The 22,141-nt window shown below is 68.7% G+C and carries 15 protein-coding genes and 2 pseudogenes; 9 read left to right on the top strand and 8 right to left on the bottom strand.

Annotated elements, in window-relative coordinates; translation table 11 throughout:
• Window positions 1–195 precede the first annotated feature (195 nt).
• The 8 genes and pseudogenes from MQH10_RS10000 to MQH10_RS10030 all read left to right on the top strand — a co-directional run bounded on the left by MQH10_RS10000 (window position 196) and on the right by MQH10_RS10030 (window position 8,258).
• A complete protein-coding gene (locus MQH10_RS10000) occupies window positions 196–885 on the top strand; it encodes a TorF family putative porin (protein WP_242563912.1) in 690 nt (229 codons plus the stop codon).
• A 226-nt stretch (window positions 886–1,111) separates the two neighbouring features.
• Complete coding sequence (locus tag MQH10_RS10005) at window positions 1,112–3,052, top strand: nucleoside-diphosphate sugar epimerase/dehydratase (RefSeq protein WP_242563913.1); 1,941 nt, start codon at window positions 1,112–1,114, stop codon at window positions 3,050–3,052.
• 24 nt (window positions 3,053–3,076) lie between these two features.
• Window positions 3,077–3,731 (top strand): annotated as a pseudogene (locus tag MQH10_RS26785) (NAD-dependent epimerase/dehydratase family protein); the annotation flags it as partial.
• Window positions 3,717–4,091, top strand: coding sequence for a Rossmann-fold NAD(P)-binding domain-containing protein (locus MQH10_RS26790; protein ID WP_336605076.1), 375 nt, complete (start codon window positions 3,717–3,719; stop codon window positions 4,089–4,091). The pseudogene MQH10_RS26785 and the gene MQH10_RS26790, both read left to right, overlap by 15 nt.
• 82 nt (window positions 4,092–4,173) lie before the next feature.
• Window positions 4,174–5,373, top strand: a complete 1,200-nt coding sequence (locus tag MQH10_RS10015; protein ID WP_242563914.1) for a hypothetical protein — start codon at window positions 4,174–4,176, stop codon at window positions 5,371–5,373.
• A 4-nt stretch (window positions 5,374–5,377) separates the two neighbouring features.
• Window positions 5,378–6,097 carry an SDR family NAD(P)-dependent oxidoreductase gene (locus tag MQH10_RS10020; protein ID WP_242563915.1) on the top strand — a complete coding sequence of 240 codons (720 nt, stop codon included), beginning with the start codon at window positions 5,378–5,380 and terminating at the stop codon, window positions 6,095–6,097.
• 65 nt (window positions 6,098–6,162) lie between these two features.
• Window positions 6,163–7,380, top strand: coding sequence for a M20 metallopeptidase family protein (locus MQH10_RS10025; protein ID WP_242563916.1), 1,218 nt, complete (start codon window positions 6,163–6,165; stop codon window positions 7,378–7,380).
• 110 nt (window positions 7,381–7,490) lie between these two features.
• Complete coding sequence (locus MQH10_RS10030) at window positions 7,491–8,258, top strand: SDR family oxidoreductase (RefSeq protein ID WP_242563917.1); 768 nt, start codon at window positions 7,491–7,493, stop codon at window positions 8,256–8,258.
• 40 nt (window positions 8,259–8,298) lie between these two features.
• On the opposite strand, the gene MQH10_RS10035 is transcribed toward MQH10_RS10030, so the two are convergent.
• From MQH10_RS10035 to MQH10_RS10060, 6 genes and pseudogenes are all read right to left on the bottom strand, one after another.
• Complete coding sequence (locus tag MQH10_RS10035; RefSeq protein WP_242563918.1) at window positions 8,299–8,952, bottom strand: nucleotide sugar dehydrogenase; 654 nt, start codon at window positions 8,950–8,952, stop codon at window positions 8,299–8,301.
• Window positions 8,949–9,587: a nucleotide sugar dehydrogenase gene (locus MQH10_RS10040; protein WP_242563919.1), complete on the bottom strand. Its 639-nt coding sequence runs from the start codon at window positions 9,585–9,587 to the stop codon at window positions 8,949–8,951. The genes MQH10_RS10035 and MQH10_RS10040 overlap by 4 nt, the downstream gene beginning before the upstream one ends.
• An 84-nt stretch (window positions 9,588–9,671) precedes the next feature.
• Complete coding sequence (locus MQH10_RS10045; protein WP_242563920.1) at window positions 9,672–10,583, bottom strand: LysR family transcriptional regulator; 912 nt, start codon at window positions 10,581–10,583, stop codon at window positions 9,672–9,674.
• Between the two features lie 24 nt (window positions 10,584–10,607).
• Window positions 10,608–12,494: a CocE/NonD family hydrolase gene (locus MQH10_RS10050; RefSeq protein WP_242563921.1), complete on the bottom strand. Its 1,887-nt coding sequence runs from the start codon at window positions 12,492–12,494 to the stop codon at window positions 10,608–10,610.
• Window positions 12,491–13,897 carry a YfcC family protein gene (locus tag MQH10_RS10055; protein WP_242563922.1) on the bottom strand — a complete coding sequence of 469 codons (1,407 nt, stop codon included), beginning with the start codon at window positions 13,895–13,897 and terminating at the stop codon, window positions 12,491–12,493. The genes MQH10_RS10050 and MQH10_RS10055 overlap by 4 nt, the downstream gene beginning before the upstream one ends.
• 68 nt (window positions 13,898–13,965) lie before the next feature.
• Window positions 13,966–16,850, bottom strand: a pseudogene (locus MQH10_RS10060) (TonB-dependent receptor).
• A gap of 140 nt (window positions 16,851–16,990) precedes the next feature.
• Here MQH10_RS10060 and MQH10_RS10065 point away from each other — a divergent pair.
• Entirely contained in the window at window positions 16,991–18,145 is a 1,155-nt protein-coding gene (locus MQH10_RS10065) for a CapA family protein (protein WP_242563923.1), read from the top strand.
• Window positions 18,146–18,190: 45 nt separating this feature from the next.
• On the opposite strand, the gene MQH10_RS10070 is transcribed toward MQH10_RS10065, so the two are convergent.
• A complete protein-coding gene (locus MQH10_RS10070; protein WP_242563924.1) occupies window positions 18,191–20,047 on the bottom strand; it encodes a phosphoenolpyruvate carboxykinase (GTP) in 1,857 nt (618 codons plus the stop codon).
• A gap of 352 nt (window positions 20,048–20,399) precedes the next feature.
• Complete coding sequence (locus tag MQH10_RS10075; RefSeq protein ID WP_242563925.1) at window positions 20,400–22,004, bottom strand: methyl-accepting chemotaxis protein; 1,605 nt, start codon at window positions 22,002–22,004, stop codon at window positions 20,400–20,402.
• Window positions 22,005–22,141: the final 137 nt, after the last annotated feature.

Below are 22,141 nucleotides of genomic sequence, written 5' to 3' on the forward strand. Positions count from 1 at the left end.
ATGGCGCACGGCGACCATTCTGCAGATGCTGCGCGCCCATTAATCAGGCGCCTTAACCATGCAGCGCCTGTTTTTTGGCCAGCCGAGGGCTGTTGGGACCCATGCGCCGCCCGCGCATTGCTCGACTCCGTCTCGATTGGCGATGGTTTCAGCCGACTGGGCTAAGCTTGGTCGGAGACAAGGGGATAAAACGAAATGAAAACTCTCAAGATCGCACTGCTCGCCGCCGCGGCTACCGTGGCCATGGGCGGCGCCGCTCTGGCTGACGACAGCCCGACCGTCGCCTTCAACATTGGCGCGGCCTCGGACTACGTGTTCCGCGGCATCAGCCAAACCGACGAGGGCGGCCAAGTGTTTGGCGGCGCCGACCTGACCGCCGGCAAGCTCTATGCGGGCACCTGGCTGTCGAACGTCGACTTCAACAACGGCACCACCATGGAGTACGACCTGTACGCCGGCTACAAGCCGACCGTCGGGCCGGTCGCCCTGGACCTGGGCGTCATCTATTACGGCTACGCCAACAAGCCCTCGGGCTCGGGCGACGAAGCCTATACCGAGATCAAGGTCGCCGGCTCGGTGCCGGTCGGCAAGGGCACGATCGGCGCGGCGGTGTATTATTCGCCGGAATTCCCGTTCAAGTCCGGCGCGGCCACCTATGTCGAACTGAACGGCTCCGTGCCGGTTGACGACAAGTGGTCCCTGAGCGGCGCGGTCGGCCACCAGGACGTTGATTACAATGGCGACTACAACACCTGGAACCTGGGCGTCAGCTACGCCCTGACCAGCCATGTCGGCCTGGACCTGCGCTACTGGGACACCGACGAGCACAGCTTCGGCAAGATCTATGACGGCCGCGTCGCCGCCAGCATCAAGGCCACCTTCTAAGATCTTTTAAGTACTCGCTTTTTAGGAGAGCCGCCTTCCAGATCGGAAGGCGGCTTTTCTGTTTTCACGACCGCGTGACTGGACTAGGGTCGCCCGTCATCGGGCTTTTGGCGTGCAGCGCCGGAGCGAACGGACCTCGGCGTGTAACCCAGGGTTCGGAGTTTCATTGGGCGGTCTCGGTGTGGGTCTATGACCGCCGCCGGGTGTCCTGCGGGGAGCGCGTTTCATGGAGCAGATGGCCAACCGCGCGCAGACGGTGCTCGCCGATACTCTGATCGCCGCCGGGGCTTTCCTGCTCGCCTACATGCTGTCGGCCACCCGCGCTCTGGGGCTGGATTCCAGCGGCCTGTCGAGCCTCAGCCTGCTGCAGCTCACCGCCATCTACGCCGGCCTGGCCGCCCTCTTCTCCTCCATGTTCCGCCGCGAGCTCTCGCCGTGGCGCTATGTGTCCATTCCCGACGCCCTGGTCCTGGCCCGCACCGCCATGCTGACCGCCGGCGTCTTCCTGCTGGCGGTGTTCGTGATCGACCGGGCCAGCGGCCTGGCCCGTTCGGTCCTGGCGCTGTCGCCGATTTTCCAGATGGTCGGATCCATGGGCGCGCGCATCACCCGCCGCGCCCTGCATGAGCACGCCCTCGACAGCTTCGCGCCGCTGAAATCGATCCGCGATCGCGCCGCGCAGGCCCCGTCCCTGCTGCTGATCGGGCCGACGGCTTTGGCCGACACCTATCTGCGCGACGTCGCGCGGCGCCATGACCACGCCTGGACCACGGTCGGCATCGTCAGTCCGGACGCGCGGGATCTGGGCCAGCAGGTTCGCGGCGCCTGCGTGATCGAGAGCATCGACAACCTGGACGCCGCCCTGACCGATCTGCGCCGCTGGAACCGCTATCCCCGCGCCATCCTGTTCCTGGACGAGCCCGGTCGCCTGAAGGGTCTCACCGCCGACCAGCTGGGCCGCCTGAAGAATGACGGGATCCGTCTGCTGCGCCTGCCCTCCATTGTTGAGCTTTCGCAGCACGAGAGCGTGTCTCTGCTCCCCATGCGCGACATCAGCGTCGAGGAGCTCCTGGCCCGCGAGCCAATCGAGCTCGACCGCGCCGCGGTCCAGGCCCTGATCCGCGGTCGCCGCGTCCTGATCACCGGCGCGGGCGGCTCCATCGGGGCCGAACTCTGCCGGCAGGTGGCCGCCTTCCAGGCCGCCCACGTGACCATGCTGGATTTCTCCGAGACCTCGCTGTTCGAGATCGATCGCGAGATGGGCGAGACGAGCCCCGGCCTGTCGCGCAAGGCCGCCCTGGTGGATGTCCGCAACGCCGCGCGGGTCACGGCCTGCTTCCAGGCCGAGAAGCCGGACCTCGTATTCCACGCCGCGGCCCTGAAGCATGTCTCGATGGTCGAGCGCCATCCGAGCGAGGGCGTGCTGACCAATGTGATCGGCACCTGGAACGTGGCCGAGGCCGCGCGCGCCTGCGGCGCCGCCCAGATGGTGCTGATCTCGACCGACAAGGCCGTGGATCCGTCCAATGTCATGGGGGCCACCAAGCGGCTGGCGGAATCGGTGATCCAGGCCCAGCAGACCGGCCAGGGCACGCGGTTCTCCGCCGTGCGGTTCGGCAATGTCCTGGGCTCGGCCGGCTCGGTGGTGCCGATCTTCAAGTCGCAGATCGATCGGGGCGGCCCGGTCACCGTGACCCATGAGGACATGGCCCGCTTCTTCATGACCATTCCTGAGGCGACCCAGCTCGTGCTGCACGCCACGGCGACCTGCGCGGAGGGGGCCGACAGCCACCACGCCCGGCTGTTCCTGCTGGAGATGGGAGAACCCGTCCGGATCATGGACCTGGCCCGCCAGATGATCGCCCTGTCCGGTCTCACGCCCGGCAAGGACATCGAGATCGAGATCACCGGCCTGCGTCCGGGCGAGAAGCTCACCGAGGCCCTGCTCGACGAAACCGAGCGCTCGATCCCCTGCGCGCCTAAGGTGATGGAGGTCGTGTCCTCCTCCGCCCTGCGGGTCACCGCCAACCATCTGCTCAATCTGGAAGTCCTCGCCGACAAGGGCGATGTCGAGGAGGTGCGCCGCGCGCTCTTCGACCTGGTCGCCCAGATCCGCGGCGAACGTCCGGGCGCCGCCCCGGCCCTGCGCGTGGTCGCCAACGGCTGAGTCGGCCGTTAGGCTGCAGCCATCATGACCGTCATCCTCGTCACCGGCTCGGCCGGCTTCATCGGTTCGCACCTGTCCCACCGCCTGCTGGCGCGGGGCGACCAGGTCATAGGCCTCGACAACCTCAATCCCTATTACGACCCGAGCCTGAAGCAGGCCCGGCTCGCCCGGCTGGAGGCCCTGCCCGGCTATCGCCACGCCAAGATCAATCTGGAGGACCGCGACGCCGTCGCCGCCCTGTTCGCCGAGGTGAAGCCCGAGCGGGTGGTCAATCTCGCCGCCCAGGCCGGGGTTCGCTACAGCCTTGAGAACCCGGCGGCCTATGTGGACTCAAACCTGGTCGGGTTCGGCAACATCCTGGAAGGGTGCCGGGCCGTGCAGACCGGCCATCTGGTCTATGCCTCGACCAGCTCGGTCTATGGCGCCAACGGCAATATGCCCTTCTCGGCCCACTCGCCGGTGCACCACCCGATCACGCTCTACGCGGCCACCAAGCTCGCCAACGAGTCCATGGCCCATTCCTACGCCCACCTGTTCGGCTTTCCCTGCACGGGCCTGCGCTTCTTCACGGTCTACGGCCCCTGGGCGGCCCGACATGGCGCTGTTCAAGTTCACAGACGCGATCCTCAAGGACCAGCCGATCGACGTCTATGGCCAGGGTAAGATGCAGCGCGACTTCACCTTCGTCGACGACATCGTCGAGGGCGTGATCGCCGCCCTGGATCGCCCGGCCCAGGTCAATCCGGACTGGGACCCGCAGACGCCCGATCCGGCCACCAGCGGTGTCGCCCCCTGGCGGATCTTCAACATCGGCAACAGCCACAAGGTCGAGCTGATGCGCTATATCGAGGTGCTGGAGGCCAAGCTCGGCCGCAAGGCCAAGCTCAACCTCATGCCCATGCAGCCCGGCGACGTCGCCCGCACCGAGGCCGACATCACCGACACCCGCGCCGCCCTCGGCTACGCTCCCAAGGTCCTGGTCGAGGAAGGCGTCAGCCGCTTCATCGACTGGTATCTCGACTACTACAAGGCGGGCTGAGACGATGGCGGCGACCCGACGGGGCGTTCTGGCCGGCGGCCTGATGGCGCCTGGCGCGGCCATGGCGGCAGGGAGGGACACCGTGGACGCGGAGCGCGTGAAGGCCGATCTCGAACATTATGTGGGCCTGGGATCCAAGGTCTCCGGCAGCCCCGGCGACACGGCGGCCGGCGCCTGGATGGAAGCGCGCCTGCAGGCGCTGGGCTTCGCGACCACGCGCCAGACCATCCAGACGCCCTATTTCGACCTGACGCGGGCCGAGCTCGCGGTCGGCGAGACCACCAAGCCGGTCCTGCCCCTGGCCATTGTCACCCCCACGCCGCCAGAGGGCGTGGCCGGCCGGCTGGCGGTCGGCGAGCCCTGGTCCAAGCCCCAGGATCTGACGGGCGCCATCGCCCTGATCCCCCTGACCCACGCCCGCTGGTCCAGCGCCAAGGTCGAGGCGGTGCGCCGCCCGACCGCCGCCGCCCTGGCCGCGGGGGCCGCCGCGGTGATCCTGATCACCACCGGTCCGACCGGCGAGGCGATCCAGCTCAACGCCGATGGCGACAAGCCGATGTTCGATCGCCCGGTGGCGGTGCTGAGCCCCAAGGACGCCGCGGCCTTTCTGGCGGCGGCCGGATCGACCGCCCGCCTGACCGTGACGGGCGCCGGCGGCTTTCGCCCGGCCTTCAACCTGATGGGTCGCCGGGACAAGGGCCATGGCCGATGGCTGGTGGTCTCGACCCCGCGCTCAGGCTGGACGGCCTGCGCGGGCGAGCGTGGACCGGGCGTCGCGGTCTGGATGGGCCTGGCCGACTGGGCCAGCCGCGCCGACCTGCCGGTCGATCTCGCCTTCGTCTGCAACAGTGGCCACGAATACGAAAACTTGGGCGCCGCGCGCATGCTGGAGGAGATCGCGCCCCGCCCGACGGAGACGGCCATGTGGCTGCATCTCGGCGCCAATGTCGCCGCCCGCGACTGGCACGAGCTGGGCGGCCAGCTGGCGCCCTTGCCCAGCCCTGATCCCCAACGGATCCTGATGGCGACGCCGGACCTGCTGGCCCCCTGCCGGGAGGCGTTCGCGGGCCAGCCAGGCCTTGAGGCGCCCTATGCGGCCGGCGCCGGCGCGGCCGGCGAGCTCACCCACATTCTGGCCTCGGGCTATCCCAAGGTGGCGGGCGTGTTCGGCGTGCACCGCTTCCACCACGTGGCCGGCGACGATCTGCGCTGCGTCGATGCGCGTTTCACTGCCGCCGCCCTTGAGGGCTTCAAGCGCCTGATCCGCGCCGCCCTGGCCTGACCGGATGACCGAGCGCCCCGGCACGGCGGTGGTGATCGGGGCGACCGGCGGGATCGGTTCGGCCCTGCTCGCCCGGCTGCGGGCGGAGGACCGGTTCGAGTCCGTGCTGGGCGCCTCGCGGCGCCCGCCCGCGGACGATCCCCTGTCGCTCACGCTCGACCTGGAGAACGAAGCCTCGATCGCGGCGGCCGCGGCGCGCCTGCAGAGCCATCCCCCCCTGGACCTGGTGATCGTCGCAACCGGCGTCTTGCATGGCTCTGGGTTGAGGCCCGAGAAGTCCTACCGCGCCCTCGACCCCACGGCCCTGGCCCGGGTCTTCGCGATCAACACGATCGGCCCGGCCCTGGTCGCCAAACACCTTCTGCCGCTGATGGCCCGGGACGGCCGATCGGTGTTCGCGGCGCTGTCAGCGCGGGTGGGGTCGATCTCCGACAATCGCCTGGGCGGCTGGCACGCCTATCGGGCGTCCAAGGCGGCGCTCAACATGATGATCCGCAACCTGGCGATCGAGCAGGCCCGCACCCGCCCCCACTCGATCTGCGTCGCCCTGCATCCTGGCACGGTCGACACCGGCCTGAGCGACCCCTTCCAAAAGGGGGTGCCGACCGAGCGCCTGTTTACGCCCGACCAGTCGGCGGCCTGTCTGCTGGAGGTGATCGCGGGGCTTGGTCCTCAGGACAGCGGCGGGTTCTTCGCCTGGGACGGTTCGGCGATTCCGTTCTGACGGCGGCGTTGCCTCGCACGCGCCGTCCGGCCATGTTGCCCCTTCCACCTGTCCGGAGTTGTCCCATGGATCTGATCACCTCTTCGAAGTTCTGGGTGGAGGCCGGCGACGACCTTCTGGACGAGATGATCAATCTGCGCCGGGCGATCCACGAGGAGCCCGAGCTGGGGCTGCACCTGCCCAAGACCACCGCCAAGGCCAAGGCGGCGCTGGAGGGGTTGCCGCTCGAGATCTATGAGGGCCCATCGACCTCCGGCTTCGTGGCGGTGCTACGCGGGCCCGCCAATGGCCGCACCGTGCTGCTGCGCGGCGACATGGACGCCCTGCCCCTGCAGGAGGACACCGGCCTCGACTTCGCCTCGCGCACCGACGGGGCGATGCACGCCTGCGGCCACGACACCCACGTCGCCATGCTGGTCGGCGCGGCGCGCGCGCTCTGCGCCCGGCGCGACCAGCTGGCCGGCACGGTGATGTTCATGTTCCAGCCGGGTGAGGAAGGCTTTCACGGCGCCCGCTGGATGCTGGACGACGGCCTGATCGACCCGTTGCCCGACGCCGCCTTCGCCCTACACATCTCGCCCAATATTCCGACCGGCGTGTTCGCAGGCCGCGCAGGTCCCCTGCTGGCGGCGGCCGATGTCTTCCACATCACGGTGAAGGGCCGGGGCGGCCACGCCTCGGCGCCCCACGACGCCCTGGACCCGATCCCGGTGGCCTGCGAGATCGTCACCGCCATCCAGGCCATGGTCACCCGCCGCATCCCCGCCTTCGATCCCGTCGTGATCACGGTGGGCAAGATCCAGGCCGGTACGACCAACAACGTCATCCCGGAATCGGCGGTGATCGAAGGGACCATCCGGTCCTTCTCCGAGCGCTCGCGGGAGCTCGCCCACGAGGGCCTGCGCCGGCTGGCCCCGCACATCGCCCAGGCCCACACCGCCGACGCCAGCGTCGAGATCATTCCGGGCTTCCCGGTCACGGTCTGCACCAGCGAGGCCGCCGCCCTGTTCGAGCGGACCGCCGAAGCGCTGTTCGGCCCCGGCGCCTGGCGCACCATGCCCTCGCCCGCCATGGGCGCTGAGGACTTCGCCTATGTCCTGCAGAAGGTTCCGGGCGCCATGGCCTTCCTGGGCGCGACGCCGGAAGGCGGCGACTGGCGATCCTGCTGCGCCCTGCACTCCAACCGCATGGTGCTGGACGAGCGGGTGATGGCCCGCGGCGTCGCCATGCACTGCGCCATGGCCGAGACCTACCTCTCCAAGGGTTTCGACCTCGAGCCCTGACAGGGGTCCGTACCGATTGCTCGAAAAACTTCTGGCCTCCCCCGCCGGTCCCGCTAGGTTGCGGGCCGGGTCGGGGCGAGGCCGATCCCGCATTTTCAGGAGACGTTATTTTGAAAAATCTGTTCAGCGTCGAGGGCAAGGTGGCCGTGGTCACCGGCGGCAGCCGCGGCATCGGCGAGATGATCGCCCGCGGGTTCGTGGAGAACGGCGCGAAGGTCTATATTTCGTCGCGCAAGGCCTCGGTCTGCGACGGCCTGGCCGAGGAGCTGTCCAAGTACGGGACCTGCATCTCGCTCCCCTTCGACCTGTCGAACATGGCCGGCATCGAGGGTCTGGCTGCGGCGGTGGCCGAGCGCGAGCCCAAGCTCGATATCCTGGTCAATAACGCCGGCGCCACCTGGGGCGCGCCGATCGACGAGTATCCCGAGGACGGCTGGGACAAGACCGTCGACCTGAACGTGAAGTCGATCTTCTTCCTGACCCAAAAGCTCCTGCCCCAGCTTCGCGCCGCCGCCACGCACGAGCATCCGTCGCGGGTGATCAACATCGCCTCGGTGAACGGCATCGAGCCTCCGGGCCTGGAGACCTACGCCTATTCGACCTCCAAGGCCGGCTGCATCATGCTGACCCGCCACCTGGCCAAGCGGCTGGCGAGCGAGAACATCCTGGTCAATGCGATCGCACCGGGCCCCTTCCAGAGCCACATGATGGCCGCGACCCTGGCCCGGGCCGGCGACGCCATCGCCAAGTCGAACCCCCGCGGCCGCATCGGCACGCCAGAGGACATCGCTGGCGTGGCCATCTTCCTGTCCAGCCGCGCTAGCGCCTACACCACAGGCGCTGTCGTGCCCTGCGACGGCGGTTCGGCGGAAGTCTGAGGCCCAAGGGGCGGGCCGCCCGGCCCGTCCCGATCTGCCCCTAGAGCCGGAAGTCGGTCTCGTCCTTCGGGAACATGGCCTTGAGGTCCTGGATGACCACGCCCGGCTTGCCGAGCGCGCGGATCGCCTCCAGGCCCATGGCGTGGAAGGCCCCGTGGGCGACGGCGACGACCACCCCGTCATAGGCGCCGGGCTCGGGATGCTCGACCGGCGTGACGCCGTATTCGTGCTGGGCCTCGGCGGCGTCGACCCAGGGGTCGTGGACGTCGACGGCGACCTCGTAGTCCTGAAGCGCGCTGACGATGTCGATGACCCGGGTGTTACGCAGGTCCGGGCAGTTCTCCTTGAAAGCCAGCCCCATGACCAGGACGCGGGCGCCGCGCACCTTCACGTCACGGCGGATGAGCGCCTTGACCATGGCCTCGGCGACATAGGCGCCCATGCCGTCATTGATCCGCCGTCCGGCCAGGATGACCTGCGGATGGTGCCCCACCGCCTCGGCCTTGAAGGTCAGGTAATAGGGATCGACCCCGATGCAGTGGCCGCCGACCAGGCCGGGCTGGAATTTCAAGAAGTTCCACTTGGTGCCGGCGGCCGCCAGAACCTCCTGAGTATCTATGCCCAGGCGATTGAAAATCATCGAGAATTCATTGATCAGCGCAATGTTGAGATCGCGCTGGGTGTTCTCGATCACCTTGGCGCCTCGGCCACCCGGATCGAACTGGCGAGATGGGTGCCGGCGGTCACCACCGCCCCATAGAGGGCGTCGACGAAGGCGGCCGCTTCCGGCGTTGAGCCGGCCGTGACCTTGATGATGGTGGACAGGCGATGGGCCCGGTCGCCGGGGTTGGCGCGCTCGGGGCTGTAGCCGGCGAAGAAGTCACGGTTGAACTTGAGGCCCGAGACCTGCTCGATCACCGGGACGCAGTCCTCTTCGGTCGCGCCGGGATAGACGGTAGATTCATAGACCACCACCGCGCCCTTGGAGATCACCCGCCCGACCGTGCGGCTGGCCGAGATCAGGGCGCCGAGGTCCGGGCGCTTATGGGCGTCGATGGGGGTCGGCACGGTGACGATGAAGACGTTGCAGGTCGCAAGGTCGGCCTCGTCGCGCGACAGGGTCAACCGGCTGGCGGCCTTCAGCTCGTTCGGATCGACCTCAAGCGTGCGGTCATGGCCGGACTTCAGCTCGGCGATGCGGGCCTCGCTGATGTCGAACCCCACCACGTCGTAGGCTTCCGCCAGGGCCACAGCCAGGGGCAGACCGACATAGCCCAGGCCGATGACGCCAAGCTTGGCGGGGGTCTGGGTGAAGGGGTTCAGAAGCATCGTGATCTCGCGAACCGCGCCAAGGACCGGCGCGCCGGGCCTGACTAGCATCATTTGGGCCATCCGCGTCAGGGGGGGCCGGGATCAGGCGGCCGGGCGGACATCCGGCTGGGCCTCGAAATAGATCTTGGCCTCCTCCAGCAGGGCGGCCGCCAGCCGGTTCATGGGGGCGAGGGCCGAGGTCATGAAGGCGTATTCGTGCAGGATCTGCGGCTGGAACAGCCGGGTCACCAGGCCCGGGCGAATGAAGTCGCGGGCCATCATGGCGTTGACGATGGCGACGCCTACGCCTTGGGCGGCGAAGGCGCAGGCCGAGCCCACGGTGTGGGTCTCCAGCTTCACGTCTGGCAGCACGCCGCGGGACCGGAAGGCGTCGTCGATCTGGCGGCGCGTCCAGGCGCCGGAGCCCAGCTGGACCAGGGGCTCGTTGCGCAACAGCTCCGGCGTGAGGATCTCATGGGCCGCCAAGCGGTGGTCGTGGGGCAGGACGCAGACCGTCTCGCTGGTCGAGAGCACCACGGTGGAGATGTCGCCGCGATTGATCGGCAGCTTCACGAACCCGCAGTCGGCGGTGCGGTTGGCGACCATGGCCCGCGCCGTCTCGGTGCTGCGGGAATCGATACTGACGCGCACCTTGGGAAAGCGCGCCAGGAAGCGGGTGAGGATGATCGACAGGGCGCCTTCCGACAGGCTGGGCGGGGCCACGATCTTCAGAAGGCCCGCATTGAACATGGCGATGTCGCGGACCAGGGCGTCGATCCGGTCCAGGCCGCCGAAGGCCAGGTCGACCTCCTCATAGATCAGCAGCGCCTCGGGTGTCGGATTCAGACGCCCCTTCTCCCGATAGAACAGGCGAAAGCCCGCCTCCTGCTCCAACTGGGCGATCAGCCGGCTGACCGCGGGCTGGGTCAGGCCCATGCGGGCGGCCGCGGCCGTGGCCGAGCCGCTCATCATCGTCTCCCGGAACGCCTCCAGGCTGCGCAGGTTGAGCTTCATGGCCCCCTCCCCGCCCGCGTCGCCCTAGTCCGCCATGACCGGCAGGATCAGGCGCGAGGGCCGTGTCTGATCGACATAGACCCGATTTCGCGCGGTTCGGGGAGTGCGCCCGTAGCCTTCGGGCTCGCCCGAGTTCGGATTGACGTCGAAGTGCGGGAAGTTGCTTGAGGCGACGTCCAGGCGGATGCGGTGGCCCTTGAGGAACCGGTTGGCGGTCGGGAAGGCCTCCACGACGATCCGGTAGACCTCGCCCGGAACCAGCCGGACCTCCTGGTCGAAGCCCTCCCGGTAGCGGGCCCGCAGGATCCCGTGGGTGAGGTTCATGGCGAAGCCCTCGGGATAGTCCGCGGAGGCCGGATGCACATCGACCAGCTTGACCGTGAAATCGGTGTCGACGCAGGACGAGGCGATGAACAGCTCGGCCCGCACCGGCCCGATCACCTCGATATCCGCCTCCAGGGGGGCGGTCTGGAACACCAGCACGTCGTCGCGCGCGGCCAGCGCGCGATAGGGCGGCGCGCAGCCGAAGACCCCGGGCCTCTCGCGCTGGTCGAAGGCGCCCGCCTCCATGACCGGGGCGCCCGAGGCGATGGCCCCGCCGATGGTCGGGACCGGGTTCAGGGGATCGTGCAGATAGTCCTGATAGGCCTCGACCTCGTCCGGCGCGGCCGGGGTGAGGCCGCCGTCGGCGCGCAGGAAGAAGTCGGTCGGCCGCGCGGCCGCCGGCGGCCATTGGGTCTCGTCGCGCCAGCGCCCCCCGTGGTCCAGGCGGCCCTCCGGCGTTCTGCGCCCGGAGCCGCCGCCCATGACGAACAGCTTCACCGGCGGCAGGGGATCGGGGCCCGGCTCCGGCTTCAGCCAGGCGTCGAACCAGGCCAGCCGCAGGGCCACATAGGTCTCGGCCAGGGCGCCGTCGAGGGTCGCCTCCGGCCCGAAGTCGACGTCACCGGCATAGGTCACCGACCTCTGGCCGTGGGTCCAGGGGCCGAGCACCAGCTTGACCGGCGAGGTCTTTCGCCCCGACAGGCCCAGATAGTTCTCGGTGGCGGTGAGCGCATAGGGGTCGAACCAGCTTGACATGTGCACCATGGGCACGTCGGCGTAGGCGTCATAGGCGCCGCGCGCATAGACGCCGTTCTGGCGCCAATAGGGGCCGAACAGACCTTCGCGCCATTGCTCCAGCAGATACTTCTCATAGTCGGGCGCGGCGCTGAGCGGCGAGTCCCCCTCGCTCCAGGGCATGCGTTTGAACCAGGCCTTGAGGTCCTGGGCCTTGAGCGCCGCCAGGCGCTGGGGATCGTTCCGGACCGCCGGGCTCAGCAGGGCGTGCTTGTAGGCCCAGGTCGCCTGCTTCAGCTCAAAGGCGCCGCCCTGGCGGATGCCCGAGTGATAGGCGCTGGAGAAGCCGCCGGAATCCAGGAACATGGCGGCGAGCGCCGGCGGATTGAGGCAGGCCAGCGCGCTCTGCACGTGAGCGCCATAGGACAGGCCCAGCGTCGCCACCCGTCCGTCGCACCAGGCCTGGTCGGCGAGCCAGCCCACGGTGTCGTAGCCGTCGGCGCCCTCGCTGAGATACTTCTCGAACACCCCTTCGGAGCCATAGCGCCCGCGGCAGTCCTGCAGGGCCACCACATAGCCGCCGCGCACGAACTCCACCGCCAGCTCCGGCTTGGAGCGCGGGACAGGATCACGGCGGGTGCGGTCGCCGTGATTGACCCCGCGCTTGTCATAGGGCGTCCGCTCCAGGAGCACCGGCAAGGGCGCGTCCAAGGGCCGACCGCCCTGCGCCGGACGGTAGATGTCGGTGGCCAGCCGCACCCCGTCGCGCATCACCACCATGACATCGCGCGTGACATGGACGTCGGCCGGCGGGGTGAAGACGGGGGCATCGTCTTCCTGGGCGCCGCTCATAGATGCACGCTGGCCAGGGCCAGGATCACGCCGGCCAGGGCCACCAGGACCAGCCAGAGCGGGGCGATGAACCGGACCCATTCGAGATAGCCCACCCGCGAGGTCGCCAGATAGGCCAGCAGCATGCCCGAGGTGGGGGTGAGCATATTCATCAGGCCGCTGCCCAGCAGGAAGGCGATGACCAGGGGCTCGCCGCCGATGCCGGAGGCCTGGGCGATCGGCGCCAGGATCGGGATGCTGAGCGTCGCCTTGCCCGAGACGCTGGGGATGACCACGTCGAGCGCCATCTCGATGCCCATCAGGGCGTTGGCCACGACGGGCGGGGAATGGCCCTGGGCCGCGCGGGTGGCGGCGTTGATGATGGTGTCCAACACCTGGCTGTCGCGCAGGATGACCTCCACGGCCGCCGCCAGGCCGACCAGCAGGCCCGCCAGCGTCATGGACTTCATGCCGTCCACGAAGGCGTCGGCGGTGGCGGAGGCGGACAGCCCGCCCACCGCGGCGATCACCACGCTCATGGCGATATAGACGGCCGCCAGCTCCGGATTGCCCCAGTCCCATTGGCGGGTGCCGATGATCAGGGCGACGCTGCCGCCTAGCAGGGCCAGGAGGACCCCGGTCTGGCGCAGGGTCAGGCGGGCGGTGTCGATCTCGGTCTCGGCCGGAGGGTGACGTTCGGCGCGGCGGACAAAGGCCAGGACGAAGGCGATGCCGAGCGCCAGGAACAGGGCGAAGATCGCGAACCTGGGCCCCATGCCGCTGAACACCGGCACGCCCGCCAGCGGCTGGGCGACGGCCAGCGCCACCGGGTTGGTGACCGAGGCCGCATAGCCGATCTTGGCCGCCACGCCGACCACCGCCATGGCGAACAGATTGGGCATGCCGAGCCTTTGTCCGATCACCGCCACGATCGGGATGATGACCAGATACTCCGAGATGAAGCCCAGGAAGGTGCTGCCCAACGCCAGCACGATCATCAGGATCGGGGTCAGGACATAGAGATTGCTGGAGGTCAGGTGCAGTAGCCGGTTCACCCCGGCGTCCACCGCGCCCGTGGCGCGCATCACCCCGAACATGCCACCGATGAACATGACCATGAAGATCAGGGCGGCGCTCTTGGACATGCCGGCCGGGATGGCGGTGAACAGCGAGACCACGCTGGCCGCCCGCGCCGGCTTCTCCTTGGCGTCCGGGGCGGTGGGCGAAAACAGGGCCGGCGGGCCGTTGATCTTGGCCACCACGTGATAGGTGCCCGGCACGACGAGCTTGCCCTCCCGCTTGAACTTGCCCGCGTCCACCAGGTGGGTGAGCAGGGCCGCGAAGACGATGACAGCGATCATCACCAGCACCGGATGCAGGCGGAATCCGGCGGGCCGGCCGTGATCGTCAGGCGCAGGGCGCATGGGCATACCTCAAGACTGTCGCGCCGGAAGCCGGCGGGGGGCGTCTGCGGCCGCCCCCCGAACCGATCCTAGAACTGCGCGCTGACCCGGACGTACATGTACCGGCCGCGGGCGTCATAGGTGTAGATGTCGTAGTTGATCGGCGCATTGGCGTAGGAGGCCGGTGGCGCCTGGTTGAACAGGTTGCTGACCCCCACGCTGACCGAGGTGTCGTACTTGTCGAAGGCGTAGCCGCCCTCCAGGTCATTGTAGAAGATCGCCTTGGTGGTCGCGTCCTTGACCGTGTTCACGACGTCGGTGCTGTCGCCGATATAGCGGCCGCGCCAGAGCGCGTTCCACGGGCCGTTGTCCCAGCGCAGCGAGGCCTGGCCCTTCCAGTGCGGATAGGTCGAGCGGGGCTGATCGCCCTTCCCGGCCCGCTCGTCGACGATCGGGGCGCCGCCGGTGGGATTGGGGCTCGTGGTCTTGAAGCTCTCCAGATAGGAGGCGTCCACCACCGCGGCGAACCGGCCGAGGTCGGTGCTGAACTCATAGCGGATGGTCGTGTCGACGCCCGAGGTCTCGATCTGGGCCAGGTTCAGCGAGCCCTGCAGCAGGTTGGTGATCGCGCCTGTGCCGCTGTCGCGGGTGACCAGGCCGCAGAACACGCCTGCCTGCTGGGCGCAGAGGCTGAGGATCTGGGTCGCCGACTGCGAGGCGATCGCGTCGTGGACGGTGATCTTGTACCAGTCGACGGTGGCGGTCAGGCCCGGCGCGATGCGGGGCTTCAGGGCCACGCCGAAGCTGTAGGTGTCGGCGGTCTCCGGCTTCAGCTGGCTGTTGCCCGAGATGGTGCCGGGGATCAGGCCGTTCAGATTGTAGTTGGCCTGGTTGTAGCCGGTGGGCACGCCGGCGCAGCCCGGCAGGTCCGGATGGGCCGAGGCGCCGCCATTGCAGGGGTCCGTGCCCTGGAAGCTTGTCTGGCGAGCCCCTTGATAAAGCTCGAGGATCGAGGGCGCGCGGAAGCCCTGGGCATAGGTGCCGCGGACCAGGATGTCCTCGATCGGCCGCCAGCCGATCCCGACCTTGGCGGTGGTGTCGCCGCCGACGGTGTCATAGTCGGAATAGCGCAGCGCCAGGCTGACATCGAGATTGCGGGCGAGCGGCGCGTCCTTCAGCACCGGGATCGCGGCCTCGGCATAGACCTCGTTCAGGCTGTAGTGGCCCTTGGTCGGAACCCGCGTCTGGGCGGTGGTGGTCGTGTTGCTGGCGAAGGCCGACCCGCTGGCCGCCGAGGGGATATAGGTCGGCGTCGCATTGACGAAGGCGTCGGGGTGGTCGTCGGCGGCGTTGCGGCGATGCTCCACGCCCGCGGCGATCGACAGGGGCCCGGCCGGCAGCTGGATGAGCTCCCCGGTGATATTGGCCGAGATGTCGTAGATCTCGGTGCTGTTGGATTCCCGCGCCGTGTAGCGGATGTAGTCGGCCATGGCGAGGTCATCGGCGAGAACAGGTTGATCGGCACGCAGCCCGCGGTCGTCGCGCAGGCCGAGCTCAGCCCCAGGGCCAGACGGTCATAGTTGACGCTGTTGAGCGCCTTGGAGTCGATCTTGTTCTTGGAATAGAGGGCGTAGACGTCCCACTTCCAGTCGCGGTCGAACAGCTTCACCTCGCCGTCCAGGCCGCCGGCCAGGCGCCAGGTCACCACGTCCTGGACGTTGTCGCGGTTGCCGACCTCGGTCATCACCTTGCGGATCCGCCAGGCCTGGTTGGCGGCGAAGCCCACGGCGTTGGCGGTCGGCACGCCATTGGCCGTCCCGAAGGGGTTGTAGGCTTGGCTATTGGAGATGGCGAAGCCGCGGATGGTGCCCGCCGAGCCGCCGATGTCCAGCAGGACCGGGGAGAACAGCTGGTCGGACTTGCGCTCGTTATAGAGCCCCTCGACCTTCAGCCGCACCTTGTCGGTCAGGTCGGTGGTGAACCGGCTGTAGATCCCGTAGCGCTCGCTGGGCCCGGTCGAATAGATGCCCTGGGCCTGGGTGTTATAGGCGTCGCCCGGCAGGGTGGCGGTGTGGAAGCTGTTGTCGGCGAGCGACCCGGCCCCGATCGTGGAGCCCGCATTGAAGGCGACCGGCGAGGTCGACGATGCGAAGCCGCTGGCCGTGCCGAAATAGGCGTTATTGGACAGGCCCGGCAGGATGTAGAGGCCGTTCGGGCTGGTCCCGACCGCGGTCTGCGGGACCAGGGTCACGCGGGTCAGGTCGCGGTCGGCGGTGAGGATCGGCTCGTCCTTCACATAGCTCAGCGACACCAGCAGGGCGCCGGCCTCGAAGCGCTTGCCGAAATTGACGACGCCCGAATATTCCTGGCCGTCGCCCTCGGAGGTCACCCCGTACTTGGCCTGGGCCTTGATCCCGTCGAAGTCGCGGCCGGTCTTGATATTGACCACCCCGGCGATGGCGTCGGCGCCGTAGATGGCCGAGGCGCCGTCCTTCAGGACCTCCACGCCCTCGATCATGCCGAGCGGCATGGTGTTGAGATCGACGAAGTCGCGGAAGCCGCGCTGGCCCACGCCGTCGACCCAGCGGTGGCCGTCGACCAGGACCAGCACCCGGTTGCCGCTGCCTTCCGCCCCGCCGAGATAGCGCAGATTGATCGAGCTGGCGCCGTAGGAGGTGCCCTGGGTGCCATTGCTGGAGAGGCTGACGCCCGCGGCGGGCAGCTTCTGCAGCAGTTCGCCCACCGAGCCCGCGCCGGAGTTCTTGATGTCGGTTTCGGTGATGGTGGTGACCACCCCCACCGTGTCGGCGTCCTTGTGCTGGATGCGCGAGCCGGTGACGATCACTTCCTCGACGGTGTCGGGCGTGGCGGTTTGAGCCAGGACCGGCGTCGCCGCCCCGGCCATCACGCTGCCGGCCAGCAGCGCGGCGAAGGCGGTTCCAGCGCGCAGGGCGCGCAGGTTCAAGGATTGCATAGACAGACCCCTCAGTTGGTCGACCCCGCCCTGCGCCGACCGCGCATGGGCCCCCTGCCGACGCTCGACCCTAGGCGGGGCGGAAAATTCGGCGCAACGCCATTGGCGAAGCTGATCAGGTCATGCGCAGACGGCATGACATGACCAATTCCGCGAAGCCTGCTTATGGTCGCTACGGATCGGAGAGCCGCACCATGACGCCGACACGCCGCGCTGCGCTGACCGCCCTGGGCGCCCTCGCCTTGCCGCGCGCCGCCCTGGCGACCCCGCGCGCGCTGCGCCTGACCCTGCTCGGCCAGGCCCTGATCCAGCACGACCTGCGCCATGAGCCCTGGCCGGGCCGGGCCGCCATCACGCGCCGGCTGCACGCCGCCGATGTCGTCTTCACCAATCTGGAGACCGTGATCCGCGGCGAGCTGACCGGCGATCCGACCCGCGAGGCGCTGACCCTGCACACGGCGGACGCCGCCGTGATCGACGATCTGAAGGCGCTCGGGGTCGGCCTGGTCGCCACGGCGAACAACCACGCCTTCGACCTGGGGACCGGCGGCGTCTTGTCCACGCTCGGGGCCTTGAAGGCCGCCAACCTCGCCTTCGCGGGCACGGGCGCGGACCTCGCCCAGGCGGCGGCGCCTGGCGTCACGGCGGACGGCCGGGTCGCCCTGGTGGCCTTCGCCACAGGCAAGGTGCGGCCCGGCGGGGCGGCGGGGCCGGACCATCCCGGCGTCAATGAGGTGCGGGAAGATCGGCCGGGTGTGCTGAACGAGGCCGACCTGGCCCGGGTGTTCGACGCCTTGGCGGCCGCGCGGACGCAGGGCGCGACCGTCATCGCCTATCACCATAACCATTTGTGGGGCGACGACATGGAGGTCACCCCCGACTGGCAGAGGGCGCTCGCCCATCGCTGTGTCGCGGCCGGGGCCGGCGTCTATGTCAGCCACGGCGCGCCGGTGCTGCACGGGATCGAGATCCTGCAGGGGGCGCCGGCCTTCTATGGCCTGGGGAATTTCATCTTCCAGACCCGCACCCCGCCTGGGACCTATCCGGCCAGGGCCTGGGACAGCGTGATCGCCGCCTGTCGCTTCGACGAGGGGCGATTGAGCGGCCTGGACCTGACGCCGATCACGCTCAACCCCGAAAGTCCCAAGGGGCCCGAGGACCTGGCCGCGCGCGGCGTCCCGTCATTGGCCCAGGTCGCCGACGCGGCGCGAATTCTGAAGGATATCAAGGCGAGATCGGCGGCCTTTGGCGCCACGCTCGAGATTGGCGAGCACAGCGCGCGCCTGATCCTCTAGGCGGACCGGCCTGCCCCCCGCCGCGGGAGAGCAGGCCTGAAGTCTCTAGCCGGCGACGGCCAGCTCGGGATTGCGCGCCTTGGCCAGACGGGCGACCAGGGCCTCGTACTGGGCCCACAGCGCCTTGGGCAGGTGATCGCCGAACTTCTCATAGGCCGGCGGGATCAGGGCCGCTTCTTCCGCCCAGACCGCCGGGTCGACGGTGAGCAGCAGCTCCAGCTGGGCGTCGGTCAGGTCGAGGCCCGAGGTGTCCAGGACGCCCGGCGCCGGCAGGCGGCCGATCGGGGTGTCCTTGGCTTCGGCCTCGCCTTCCAGGCGCTCGACGATCCACTTCAGCACGCGGCTGTTCTCGCCATAGCCCGGCCAGACGAACTTGCCGTTCTCGTCCTTGCGGAACCAGTTGACGAAATAGATGCGCGGCAGCTTGGACGGGTCGGCCGCCTGAGCGCCCATCTTCAGCCAGTGACCGAAGTAATCGCCCATGTTGTAGCCGCAGAAGGGCAGCATGGCGAAGGGATCGCGGCGCAGCTCGCCGATCTTGTTCTCGGCCGCCGCGGTGCCTTCCGAGGCGACGTTGGAGGCCAGGAACACGCCGTGCGCCCAATCAAAGGCCTCGGTGACCAGCGGCACGGCGCTGGCCCGGCGGCCGCCGAACAGGATGGCCGAGATCGGCACGCCCTTGGGGTCTTCCCATTCCGGCGCGATGACCGGGCACTGGGCGGCCGGCACGGTGAAGCGGGCGTTGGGGTGAGCGGCGGGCTCGCCGGATTCGGGCGTCCAGGGACGGCCCTTCCAATCGGTGAGATTGGCCGGCGGGGTCTTGGTCAGGCCTTCCCACCAGACATCGCCGTCGGGGGTCAGGGCCACATTGGTGAAGACGCTGTTGGAATGCAGCGAGGCGATGGCGTTCTTGTTCGTCTCTTCGCCGGTGCCCGGCGCGACGCCGAAGAAGCCGGCTTCCGGATTGATGGCGTAGAGCTGGCCGTCGTCGCCGAAGCGCATCCAGCAGATGTCGTCGCCGATGGTCTCGGCCTTCCAGCCCGGCAGGGTCGGCTGCAGCATGGCCATGTTGGTCTTGCCGCAGGCGCTCGGGAAGGCGGCGGCCACATAGCGGACCTGGCCCTGGGGCGAGGTGAGCTTGAGGATCAGCATGTGCTCGGCGAACCAGCCCTCATCGCGGGCCATGACCGAGGCGATGCGGAGCGCAAAGCACTTCTTGCCCAAGAGAGCGTTGCCGCCATAGCCCGAGCCGTAGGACCAGATCTCCCGGCTTTCCGGGAAGTGGACGATGTACTTGATCTCGTTGCAGGGCCAGGGAACGTCCTTCTGGCCGTCAGCCAGCGGCATGCCCACCGAGTGGACGGCCGGGACGAAGAAGCCGTCCTCGCCGATCTCGTCCAGAGCGCCCTTCCCCATGCGGGTCATGACGCGCATCGAGATGGCCACATAGGCGCTGTCGGTGATCTCGACGCCCAGCTGGCTGATCTTGGAGCCGAGCGGGCCCATGCTGAACGGCACGACATACATCGTGCGGCCTTTCATACAGCCCTTGAACAGGTCCTGCAGGTCGGCGCGCATCTCGGTCGGGTCGAGCCAATTATTGGTCGGACCGGCGTCCTCCGGGTTTTCGGAGCAGATGAAGGTGCGGCTTTCTACTCGGGCCACGTCGCGCGGGTCGGAGGCGGCGAAGAACGAGTTCGGGCGCTTTTCGGGATTCAGGGGCTTCAGCGTGCCGCCGGTCACCAGCTCCTTGGTGAGCGCGTCCCATTCCGCATCCGAGCCGTCACACCAGTAGACCTTGTCCGGCTGCGTCAGAGCGGCGATGCCTTCCACCCACTCGACCAGCTTGGCGTGTTTGGTCGGCGCGGGACGAAGACCCGGAATCGACGTGGCCTGGGACAAGCTCGGAACTCCTTGGTGACGCCGGACACCGCCGGACCCGGAGCCCCACCGAATAGTCACCCACGTGGAAAATGGCGAGCCCGCCCAAGGAAAAAAGCGTTAGGAAACCGGTTACCTTCCGGAATTTTCTCCCATGGGCTGCAGCATCCGGCCAAGTTGCAGACAGTATATGGTGAATTTACGAGGTCCAGCCGACTCTCGATTAACGTTACGGCGCCCGCGAAGCTTGTTGGCTGCCCCTAGGGACAGGAACGCAGCCTCGCAAGGCTTTCCGCCAATTGTGCGACGCACTGTCGCCACAGCGCCCGGCCCGGGGGGCGACCGCCGCCCCAGCCCCGAGGCGGCCGGCGCCTCAGGACGCCCGGCGCAAGGCCGGACGGCCGCTCGCGGCGACCGCGCCGCTGAGGCGGAACTGGGCGGTGGCGCGGGCCAGGGCGTCGGCCTCGTTGGCGACGGACTGGGTGGCCGCCGTCGATTCCTCGACCATGGCGGCGTTCTGCTGCGTCGCCTGGTCCATCTGATTGATGGCGCCGTTGATCTGGGCCAGGCCTAAGGACTGCTCCTGAGCGGAGGCGGCGATATTGGCGACCAGCTCGTCGATCTCGGCGACCTGACCGGCGATGATGCGCAGGGCCTCACCGGTGCGGCCGACCAGTTGCACGCCCGATCCCACCTGGGCGGTCGATGTGGAGATCAGGGCCTTGATCTCCTTGGCGGCCTCGGCGGAGCGCTGGGCCAGGGCGCGGACTTCCGAGGCGACGACGGCGAAGCCCTTGCCCGCCTCGCCGGCCCGCGCCGCCTCGACCCCGGCGTTGAGGGCCAGCAGATTGGTCTGGAAGGCGATCTCGTCGATGACCCCGATGATCTGGCCGATCTGGCTGGACGAGGCCTCGATCTCGCTCATGGCGGCGACGGCGTCGGTCACCACCTGGTTGCTCTCCTGGGCGCCCTGGCGGGTGGTGACCACAACTTGCGCCGCGCGCTTGGCGTTGGCCGCCGACTGGCTGATCGTGGCGGTGATCTGGTCGAGCGCTGCGGCGGTTTCCTCAAGACTGGCGGCCTGGTTCTCCGTGCGCCGCGACAGGGCCGAAGCGGCCTGGTTCAGTTCGCCGATGGCGCCGTGCATGCCGTCGGTCGAGCCCTTGATGGCGCCGATGGTCTCTTCGAGCTTGCCGATGGCGTTGTTGTAGTCGCGGCGCAGCTTCTCAAACTGCGGGGCGAAGGCCTGGGTCAGGCGATGGGACAGGTCCCCGCCCGCAAGGCGCTCCAGGCCCTGGGCCAGGGTTTCGGTGACCAGGGCGCGTTCCTCGTCGACGCTCGCCTGCAGGCGCGCGCGGGCCAGGGAGGCTTCTTCTTCCGCCGCATGGGCGGCCTCGACCTTGACCATGGAGTCCTTGGCCAGCGCCAGCGCTTCCTCGGCGCGATGCACGGCGCTGTCGGACAGGGCGAACATGCCGACGATGCTTTGCGAGATCCACATCAGGACGGCCGCCTCGGCGATCAGGATCACCGCATGGACCAGGACCCGGCCGAGCCCAGCCGCGCCCGGAAACACCGCCGCCGGCAAGAGGAAGCTCAAGGTCAGGTGGTGAACCGCCACCACGGCCGCGCCGGCCAGGATCACCCGCCAGTCGCAATAGATCACCAGGGCCGCCAGGGCGGCGAAATAGGCCATGTGCATGTCGATCTGCCAGCCATGCCCGCGGAAGGCGGCCACCAGCAATGAGACATTGCCCATCATCGCCGCGGCCACCGCCATGCGGCCCGCGGCCCCCTGCTGGTCGCCCGCGCAGATCAGGGTGGCCCCGCCGGCAAGCACGGCCGCGCCGATCCCGAGGCCAAGCCATGGGCCCTTCAGGACGAGGGCCGCGACCACCGTCGCCGCCGCCAGCGCCCACAGGACGACACCCAACACGCGGTTTCCGAACCGACGCTGATCATCAATGGTCTTGAACATGGGAACCTCACCAGGCCGCGCGCCACGGTCGCACCCAACCCACAATAGGGCCCAGCGCACTCAAGGATCAGAAGTCCGCTGATATGGTTTCCGATAGGTTGACGCACTCAAAATGAGGCAACCCAAAATCGTCGCAT

Source organism: Phenylobacterium aquaticum (assembly GCF_022695515.1).
Taxonomy (GTDB): Bacteria; Pseudomonadota; Alphaproteobacteria; order Caulobacterales; family Caulobacteraceae; genus Phenylobacterium; species Phenylobacterium aquaticum.